General features: G+C 65.2%; 12 protein-coding genes and 1 pseudogene. 10 read left to right on the top strand and 3 right to left on the bottom strand.

Going from position 1 to position 8,680, the window contains the following annotated elements; genetic code table 11:
• Both ACFP9U_RS21680 and ACFP9U_RS21675 read left to right on the top strand, forming a co-directional pair.
• A pseudogene (locus ACFP9U_RS21680) lies at window positions 1-523 on the top strand (DNA polymerase III subunit gamma/tau); the annotation flags it as partial.
• Between the two features lie 18 nt (window positions 524-541).
• Entirely contained in the window at window positions 542-865 is a 324-nt protein-coding gene (locus ACFP9U_RS21675; protein ID WP_378624662.1) for a YbaB/EbfC family nucleoid-associated protein, read from the top strand.
• A 3-nt stretch (window positions 866-868) separates the two neighbouring features.
• Here ACFP9U_RS21675 and ACFP9U_RS21670 read toward each other — a convergent pair whose 3' ends face one another.
• Window positions 869-1,372 carry a GNAT family N-acetyltransferase gene (locus ACFP9U_RS21670; RefSeq protein ID WP_378624660.1) on the bottom strand — a complete coding sequence of 168 codons (504 nt, stop codon included), beginning with the start codon at window positions 1,370-1,372 and terminating at the stop codon, window positions 869-871.
• 91 nt (window positions 1,373-1,463) lie between these two features.
• Between ACFP9U_RS21670 and recR the strand changes: the two genes are divergently transcribed.
• The 3 genes from recR (at window position 1,464) to ACFP9U_RS21655 (ending at window position 3,788) form a co-directional block, all read left to right on the top strand.
• Window positions 1,464-2,069 carry a recombination mediator RecR gene (gene recR / locus ACFP9U_RS21665; RefSeq protein WP_378624659.1) on the top strand — a complete coding sequence of 202 codons (606 nt, stop codon included), beginning with the start codon at window positions 1,464-1,466 and terminating at the stop codon, window positions 2,067-2,069.
• Between the two features lie 14 nt (window positions 2,070-2,083).
• Entirely contained in the window at window positions 2,084-3,310 is a 1,227-nt protein-coding gene (locus ACFP9U_RS21660; protein WP_378624657.1) for a lytic murein transglycosylase, read from the top strand.
• A gap of 106 nt (window positions 3,311-3,416) precedes the next feature.
• Window positions 3,417-3,788, top strand: a complete 372-nt coding sequence (locus ACFP9U_RS21655; protein WP_378624664.1) for a Kazal-type serine protease inhibitor domain-containing protein — start codon at window positions 3,417-3,419, stop codon at window positions 3,786-3,788.
• A 54-nt stretch (window positions 3,789-3,842) separates the two neighbouring features.
• On the opposite strand, the gene ACFP9U_RS21650 is transcribed toward ACFP9U_RS21655, so the two are convergent.
• Both ACFP9U_RS21650 and ACFP9U_RS21645 read right to left on the bottom strand, forming a co-directional pair.
• Window positions 3,843-4,361 (bottom strand): A24 family peptidase, encoded by a 519-nt coding sequence (locus tag ACFP9U_RS21650; protein ID WP_378624656.1) that lies wholly within the window; start codon window positions 4,359-4,361, stop codon window positions 3,843-3,845.
• Window positions 4,362-4,516: 155 nt separating this feature from the next.
• Complete coding sequence (locus ACFP9U_RS21645) at window positions 4,517-4,711, bottom strand: Flp family type IVb pilin (protein ID WP_378624655.1); 195 nt, start codon at window positions 4,709-4,711, stop codon at window positions 4,517-4,519.
• 280 nt (window positions 4,712-4,991) lie between these two features.
• On the opposite strand from ACFP9U_RS21645, the gene ACFP9U_RS21640 reads away from it, so the two are divergent.
• The 5 genes from ACFP9U_RS21640 to mutM form a co-directional block, all read left to right on the top strand.
• Complete coding sequence (locus ACFP9U_RS21640) at window positions 4,992-5,435, top strand: pilus assembly protein N-terminal domain-containing protein (RefSeq protein WP_378624653.1); 444 nt, start codon at window positions 4,992-4,994, stop codon at window positions 5,433-5,435.
• Between the two features lie 117 nt (window positions 5,436-5,552).
• Complete coding sequence (locus tag ACFP9U_RS21635) at window positions 5,553-6,107, top strand: TadE/TadG family type IV pilus assembly protein (protein ID WP_378624652.1); 555 nt, start codon at window positions 5,553-5,555, stop codon at window positions 6,105-6,107.
• A 19-nt stretch (window positions 6,108-6,126) separates the two neighbouring features.
• Entirely contained in the window at window positions 6,127-6,735 is a 609-nt protein-coding gene (locus ACFP9U_RS21630; protein WP_378624650.1) for a TadE/TadG family type IV pilus assembly protein, read from the top strand.
• A gap of 105 nt (window positions 6,736-6,840) precedes the next feature.
• Window positions 6,841-8,067, top strand: coding sequence for a phosphopentomutase (locus ACFP9U_RS21625; RefSeq protein ID WP_378624649.1), 1,227 nt, complete (start codon window positions 6,841-6,843; stop codon window positions 8,065-8,067).
• Window positions 8,060-8,680 (top strand): bifunctional DNA-formamidopyrimidine glycosylase/DNA-(apurinic or apyrimidinic site) lyase (gene mutM, locus ACFP9U_RS21620; RefSeq protein WP_378624647.1); only part of this gene is annotated, 621 nt, incomplete at its 3' end. The genes ACFP9U_RS21625 and mutM, both read left to right, overlap by 8 nt.

Raw genomic sequence — 8,680 nt, 5'->3', positions numbered from 1 at the left:
CGGGCAGACCATGCGCCTCGTGCAACCGACCCCCGACGAGCACGAAGCGGCGATGCCGCAGGCTGCGCCCGAGGCGGAAGCGGCGGTGGACGCCGTCCCCCTCGCCTCGCTGGCCGATATCGCGCAGCTTGCCGAAAAACACCGCGACATGGCCTTCAAGGTGCAGTTCAAGCGTTGCGTCCGCCTGGTGCGCATCGAGCCGGGGCGGCTGACGGTTAACCTGACCGAGGATGCGCCGAAGACGCTTCTGAACGACGTGACCAACCGGCTGCAGAAGTGGACCGGCCGACGCTGGATGGTCTCCCTCTCGCGCGAGGATGGCGGCAAGACGCTGGCGGAGGAAGAAAGCGGCCGCCGCGAGATGGCGCTGGCCGACGCGCGCGCCGACCCGGCCGTGGCGGCCATTCTCGAGAAATTCCCTGGTGCGCGCATTCTCGACGTGCGCATCCCGGACGCGGTGGAAGAGGTGCCCGGCGCCGACGCGCTGCCCGAGCCCGACGCGGATGACGAGGACGACATTTGAGCTTGATTGGAGACGACAATGCGTGACCTGATGGGCATGTTGGGCAAGGCCAAGGAGATGCAGGAAAAATTCCAGGCCGTGCAGGAAGAAATCGCCGCGATGGAGATCGACGGCCAGGCCGGCGGCGGAGCCGTGAAGGTGACGCTGTCGGGCAGGTTCGAGATGAAGAAGCTCCACATCGACCCGTCTCTCTTCAAGGAGGACGATGTCGAGATCCTGGAAGACCTGATCCTGGCCGCCCACAACGACGCCAAGGCGAAGCTCGAGGCGGCGATGCAGCAGAAGACGCAGGAAATGACGGCCGGCCTGCCCATCCCGCCGGGGATGAAATTGCCGTTCTGAATGCTACGGAAGCTTCCGTTCCATCTCGACAGCCGGCAGGAGAACGCCGGGTGTGAACTCGACTTCCACCAAGCCGACGCGTGTAAAACCGGCCGATGCGTAGAATTTTTCCGCCTGCAGGGTGGCCCAGCTTTTCATGAGGCGTGCGCCCGCCGCTACGGCCTCGGCAAGGCAACGCTCGAGTACCAGCCGCGCGATGCCTTTGCGGAGGTGCTTCGGGTGGGTCGCGAAATGGCGGATATGCGCCACATGCTCTTCGATTTCGCCGGTACCGGGCTTTTCGAATGTCCATCCGCCGCAGCCGGCCAGCTCACCATTCGCTTCGGCGACGAAATAGGTACCACTTGAAAGCAGCTTCGGGTTTGCGCGAGATATAGTGGGTAGAACATGTGCCAGCTTTCCGGGGTCGTAGGACCCGTCGGCAAGCATGGCATAGGAAGTTGCGATGAGGCCTGACAACATGTCGAAATCGTCAGGTGTGGCGACACGAATCGCAATTTCAGGCATAGCGGAGATACTCTGATCGGCTGTCCCTGCTCATATTAACACGCGTGGCGCAGCCGCCATCCAATTCGTAGGTTTCCGGTAAAATCCTGCCATGTCCAAGCACACCGCCGGCCCCGAAATCGAACGCCTGATACAGCTTCTCGCCAAGGTGCCGGGGCTGGGGCCGCGCTCGGCCCGGCGCGCCGCACTTCACCTGATCAAGAAGAAGGAACAGCTTTTCGCTCCGCTATCGGCGGCGATGGCCGAAGCGCTGGAGAAAGTGCGGGTGTGCTCGGTGTGCGGCAATGTGGATACCGCCGATCCCTGCACCGTGTGCACGGATCCGCGCCGCGATTCGGCGACGCTGATCGTGGTGGAGGATGTCGCGGATCTCTGGGCGCTGGAGCGGGCGGCGGCCATGAACGTGCGCTATCACGTTCTCGGTGGCACGCTTTCGCCGCTCGACGGCATCGGACCCGACGACATCAATATTGCCGGGCTGGTCACCCGGGTGGCCGAAGGCGGGGTTTCGGAGATCATCCTGGCGGTGAACGCGACGGTCGAGGGCCAGACGACGGCGCATTACATAACCGACCAGCTGGCGGGGCTGGACGTGAAGGTGACGCGGCTTGCGCACGGCGTTCCCGTGGGCGGCGAGTTGGATTATCTCGACGAGGGCACGCTTGCCGCGGCGCTGAAGTCACGGACGGCGTTTTGAGAGGAGTTTGGAAATTGATACGGTTTGCCTTCGCGGTGTCCTGCGTACTGCTCCTTCTCCTCCCCTTCCCGGCCACCGCGCAGAATGTGAACGACCTCTTCGCGCAATGGCTTCGATCCGACCTCTGGCCTGCCGCGCGTTCGCGCGGCATCTCGGCAGAAACCTTCAACGCCGCGTTCGATGGCATATCCCCCAACCTGAAACTGCCTGACCTGGTGATGCCCGGCGAAAGCGCGCCGAGGGCGACGCGGCAGCATCAGGCCGAGTTCCGCGCGCCGGCCGCCTATTTCGACCATATCGGCGGCGTCGTCTCCAGCGGCAGAAGGCTGGCGAAAGAGCATTCCGGTACGCTCGCGGCGATCGAGAAGCGCTACGGCGTGCCGCGCGGCATCGTGCTGGCGATCTGGGGGCGCGAGTCGGGCTTCGGCAATGCGGACATCCCGCACGACGCCTTTGCGGTCTTGGGCACGAAGGCTTTTCTCGCCACGCGCAAGGCGATGTTCCGCGAGGAGGTGCTGGCAGCGCTCGAAATGGTGGAGAAGCGGGGCGTGGCGCCGCGCATGATGCGCTCCTCCTGGGCAGGCGCTCTGGGCCAGCCGCAGTTCCTGCCCTCCTCCTATCTCCAATATGCGGTGGATTTCGACGGCGACGGCCGCGCCGACATCTGGAATTCCGTGCCCGATACGCTGGCCTCCATCGCCAACTATCTTGCCGGCCACGGCTGGCAGCGGGGGCGCGACTGGGGCTTCGAGGTCACCGTCCCGCAAAGCATCTCCTGCGCGCTGGAAGGCCCCGATCGCGGGCGGCGGATCGCCGAATGGGCGCGGCTCGGCGTGGCGCGCGTGGGCGGCAAGGCGTTTCCCGACCACGAACTGCGTGGCGAAGGCTATCTGATGATGCCGGCCGGGCGGCGCGGACCGGCCTTTATCGTCACGCCGAACTTCTACCGGCTGAAGGACTATAACGAGAGCGATCTCTACGCGCTCTTCGTCGGCCATGCCGGCGACCGGATCATGTACGGGGACATCCGGTTTGCGGCCGGCTGGCAGCCGATCGACGGCGTCAGCCGCGCCCAGATCGCCGCAATGCAACGCGCGCTCGAGCGGCAGGGGCACGACGTCGGCGGCGCCGACGGGCTCGCCGGCTTCAAGACGCGCCGCTCCATCGGCGCCTGGCAGGAGAAGAACGGCCGGCCGGCCACCTGCTTTCCAGACGGGGATTTGGCACGCCAGTTGAGGTAAGCCGCCCCGCCGGAAGAAGAGGAACGGAACGCTGGGCGGCGAATTTGGAGAGGGTATGCAACGCTGAGAGGAGGGTTTCGTGAACATCATCAAACCGTTGGGGGCCATGGCTTTCGCCGCGGCTTTCCTGTCGAGCTGCACCGTGGCCGTCGAGGAGGAGCGACCGCGCCCGCCGCGCCCCGACCGGCCGCAGTTCTGTACGCAGCAATACGAGCCCGTCTGCGCGGTGCGCGGCGACCGCCGCCGCACCTTCGGCAATGCCTGCATGGCGCAGGCTGAGGGTTTCCGGCCGGTTCATCCCGGGGAATGCCGCCAGAGCAGCCCCAATAGGCCACCGAATGGCGGGCCTCCGCCGCAGGCATGCACGCGCGAATATGCGCCCGTCTGCGCGCGCCGCGGCGATCGTGTGCGCACTTTCGGAAACGCCTGCGAGGCGCGGGCCGCCGAGTTTCGCATCATCCGGCCCGGCGAATGCTGACGTGAATGGCCGCGGTGGACGTTCCGCCGCGGCTTTCTCCTCAGATGCGGATGATTAGCCGGCGAGCCGGGCGAGCGCCCATTGCATCAACGGCGTTTCGCCATAGGCCAAAAGCCCGCCGAGGCCGAGGGCGACACCATAGGGAATACCGGCTTTTTCGTCGGCAAAATGGCGCAACAAGGTATTGTTGCCGGCCAGCATGGCAAGTGGGGACTTGCGGAACATCAACAGCGCCAGGGTGAGCGCCCCGCCGGCAAGCGCGGATGTCACCAGATAGTCGGCGAGACCGATGCCGAAGCCGAACCAGACGGCCGTCGCCGCCATCAGCTTGGCATCGCCGCCGCCCATGCCGCCGATGGCGAAGAGCGTGAACGTCACCATGAGCACCGCCACGCCCGCCGCAAGGTGCAGGCCGACCGCGGGCCATGACATACCGGTAAGCGGCGCGAGCACGAGGAAGGCGGCCACAAGGATGAGGGATACGCGGTTGGCGATGGTCATCGACACCATGTCGGAGACCGCCGCAAAGGCCATGCAGAAGGGGAAGATGACGAATACTGACGCTTCGAGCATAACTACTTACGCGACCCTCAAGACAACTGATCAGAATGTTATAAAATTTTCCGCTTAGACGGAAACTGGTTCCGCACAGTTGTCAAACAACACTTAAACCGAGAAGGGTCGTTCGCAGAACGCAAACGACCCCTTTCGCGGCCTAACTGCGGAAATTAATCTGCAGGCGCCGTTTTCTCCGTGTGGGCCTTGAGATTGTTTCCAAGTTCTTCGAACGAATCCTCGATACCCTCACCCAAAAGGCTAGCGCCGGCGATAACGGCGACGGCGATCAGCGCGGCGAGCAGGCCGTATTCGATGGCGGTGGCGCCGGACTCGTCGTTCTTGAAGCGAGCGATAAGCTTGGACATTGGAGAACTCCTTCAGCTCCGATTGACAGCACTTCCGCCGGATTTCTTAAGCCCCCCGGTCGGAATGGCGGGAGGATGTGCTGCGAGCTCTTTCAATGCGCTTAAGAAACAGGATTACCGAAATCTTTCGTAGCTACTCCATAAGTCCTGGTAAATGGCAGTATAATATAAATTAAATTTTTAAATATTCTTCGGCAAGTCCTGTTACCCGCCCAAGCAGGCGGATGCCCCTCGGTTTAACGCTCGATTCACCATTCGCGCGCACCATGCGGGCGAATAAATGGGGCCGGGATCAATGGCGGGCATGTACTTCTCGCGTTTTATGAAAACGATTGCGGCGGGGCTTGCGGCCCTGACGCTTTTTCCGCTTTCCGCGCAGGCCGAAGACGGCATCCATGTGGTGATGAACCAGGCACGGATCATCAAGCTCGCACGGCCGGCCGACACCGTGGTGATCGGCAATGCGGACATTGCCGACGCGGCGGTGCAGGATTCGACCACCATCGTCCTGACCGGCAAGGGGTTCGGCGTGACGAACCTCGTCGTTTTCGACGCTGCGGGCCGGCCGGTGGTCGACGAGCAGATCGTGGTCTCGCGGCAGGCGGTGAATTCCGTGCGTGTCTACCGCCGGTCCGACGTCCAGACATTGTCGTGCACCCCCTATTGCGAAGGCGCCTACAAGTCCGAGGCGGAGCTGATCTCCGAGCGCGAGGTGGGCCGTTAGCGCGGAAAGGCTACCGGCCGGTGAACGCAAACTCCGCAATTTGAACGATCGCGCAAACAGGAAGGCAACCGACGTCAGCTATGGTGCCCGCCGTCGCCGTCAGGCACCGGGGTGGGCATGAGGAATCCGAACGAGAAGAAACCGACCAATCGGCTGACGCCGGGAGGTCTCCTACGCCGCTTCTGCAGCGAGCGGAAAGGCGCGGTCGCCATCGAGTTCGTCATCCTGGCGCCCGTGTTCTTCCTCGTCGTGTTCGCGCTTCTGGAAAGCTGCATTGCCTTCGCCGCCCAGCAGCTGATGACCAATGCGACGGACGATATCGCCCGCCAGTTCCGCACCGGCCAGCTCAAGGCGGACGACATGAACGAGGAGAAGCTGCACGATCTGATCTGCGCGCGCATGACCGTTCTGTTCCCCAGCGACTGCCCCGCACTCAGCGTGGATCTGCGCCAGTTCGACACCTTCCGCGACGCGGCGGACGCGCTTCGCAGCGAGATTGTCCCCTCCTCTCCGGAGGTCGATCCGGGCGACGCGCTGTCGAAGAACGTGCTGCGGGTCTCCTATGGCTGGCCGATCCTCATGTCGTTCCTGCACGACGTGCTCTCGGGCAAGCGTGACGGCAAGAAGCTGCTCTTCGCCACCACCACCTGGCAGAACGAGCCCTTCAACTAGAAGCAGGGAGGCGACGACGATGACGGGCACCAAGAACAATCGCCTCTTCTCGCTCCTGCGGCGCTTTGGCTCCGAGACGCGGGGCATCGCGGCGATCGAATTCGCCATCGCCGTTCCCGTTCTCCTCGGCATCTACATATTGGCGCTGGAGTTCGCGGAGGCGATCGAAGTGAACAAGAAGCTCGGCCGCGTGGCGATCCAGGTGGGCGACCTCGTGGCCCAGCAGCCGAAGATCACGCCCGGCGAGCTGGACGCAATCATGAGCATCAGCGGCGCCACGCTCGAGCCCTACCGGCGCAGCGCGCCGACCATCACGGTGACCGCCATCAAGGTGACGAACGACAGCACGCCGAAGGCCGTGGTCCTTTGGTCGCACCGCTATACCGATGGTGTCGCCGAGCGTGCGGAAAAGCCGGGTGCCATCACCGAGGTCCCGCAAGCCCTGAAGACGCCCGGCACCTTTCTTGTCCGTTCCGAAGCCAGCCTCGGCTATCAGCCGATCATCGCCTGGTCGCCCGCGGCCAAGCAGGGACTGCATCTGGCCGCCCTCGACGAACTCGACATGTTGGGCGAGCGGTATTACCAGCAGCCACGCGTCAGCTCGATCATTCCCTGCGGCGACTGCTGAGACGCTCGTGCCCGGCCGGCAGGCGCCGGCGGCGTGCACGCGCGTGATACAATTGCCAAGCGGCACCGGCGCGCCTATGTCTGGACTGCAATCCGGAGCAGGCCCATGGCGCGCGCCTTCCTTTTCGTTCTCGATTCCTTCGGCATCGGCCATGCTGCCGATGCCGAGCGCTTCGGCGATACGGGCGCGGACACCTACGGCCATATTCTGGCGGCCTGCGCTGCGGGGGAGGCCGATCGGGCGGGAGTCCGGCAAGGTCCGCTCGAACTGCCGCACCTGCGGGCTCTCGGGCTCGACCATGCAGCCGCGCTCGCGGCCGGCAGGGAGGCGCCCACGGCGCCCGCGCCTTCAGGCTTCTACGGCGCGGCGGACGAAAAATCCTCCGGCAAGGACACGCCCTCCGGCCATTGGGAGATCGCCGGCGTGCCGGTGCCCTTTGAATGGGGCTATTTCCCGGAGACCGTGCCCACCTTTCCGGCGGAGCTGACGGACCGCCTGGTCGCGGAAGGCGGCCTGCCCGGCATTCTCGGCAATTGCCACGCCTCCGGCACCGAGATCATCGCACAGCTGGGCGAGGAGCATGTGCGCACGGGAAAGCCCATCTGCTACACGTCGGCGGATTCGGTGTTCCAGATCGCCGCGCACGATTCGCATTTCGGGCTCGAGCGCCTTTACGGATTGTGCGAAATCGCGCGGAGGCTCGTCGACCCTTACAGGATCGGCCGCGTGATCGCCCGGCCTTTTACGGGCGAGGACGCCGAGAGCTTCCAGCGCACGGCGGATCGGCGCGACTATGCCGTGCCGCCGCCCGAGCCGACCCTGCTCGACCGCGTGGTCTCGGCAGGCGGACGGGTCCTCGCCGTCGGCAAGATCGGCGACATCTTCGCCCATCAGGGGGTGTCGGAGGTGCGCAAGGCCGCCGGCAACATGGCGCTGTTCGACGCGACGCTGGAGGCCATGAACGCGGCCGGGGACGGCGACCTCGTCTTCACCAACTTCGTGGATTTCGACACGCTCTACGGCCACAGGCGCGACGTCGCCGGCTATGCGGCCGCGCTGGAAGCGTTCGACCGCCGCCTGCCGGAGGCGCTCGCACGGCTTGAGCCGGGCGACATGCTGGTCCTCACCGCCGATCACGGCTGCGACCCCACCTGGCGCGGCACCGACCATACGCGCGAGCGCGTCCCCATCCTGATCACGGGCCCCGGGCTGGGCACCGGCCCGATCGGTCTTGGAGCCACCTATGCCGATATCGGCGAGACCGTCGCGGCGCATCTTGGGCTTGCGCCGGGCCGTCACGGCCAGGCTTTCCCACTGGTGGCCGATGCCTGAATTGCCCGAGGTCGAGACGGTCCGCCGGGGACTGGAGCCCGTGATGGAGGGCGCACGCGTTCTCAAGGTGGAGCAGAGGCGGCCGGACCTGCGCTTCCCCCTCCCCGCGAGCCTTTCGGAACGGCTGGCAGGCCTCGCCGTGACGGCGCTCGGCCGACGGGCGAAGTATCTCCTGATGCATCTGGAAGGCGGTGCGGTGCTCATCTGCCATCTGGGCATGTCGGGCTCGTTCCGCATCGAGGCGGAGGACGCTGCCGCGCTGCCCGGCGTGTTTCACCATCCGCGCTCCAAGAGCGACAAGCACGACCATGTGGTTTTCCATCTCGGGAAGGACGGGGGCTCGCCGGTGCGCGTCGTCTACAACGATCCGCGCCGCTTCGGCTTCATGCTGCTTGCGCGCGAGGCGGACCTGGAAAGCCATCCGCTTCTGGCCGGACTGGGTGTGGAACCGACTGGGAACGCACTGGACGGAACCCTGCTGGCTTCCCTTCTCGCCGGCAGGCGCACGCCGCTCAAGGCCGCGCTCATGGACCAGCGCGTCGTTGCCGGGCTCGGCAACATCTATGTCTGCGAGGCGCTGTGGCGCGCCGGGCTGTCGCCGCGGCGCGGCGCG

Origin of the sequence: Nitratireductor sp. GCM10026969 (assembly GCF_042660605.1) — a bacterium.
Taxonomy (GTDB): Bacteria; Pseudomonadota; Alphaproteobacteria; order Rhizobiales; family Rhizobiaceae; genus Chelativorans.
Note: the sequence above shows the minus strand (reverse complement) of the source record. Positions and strands in the feature narration are given on the sequence as shown.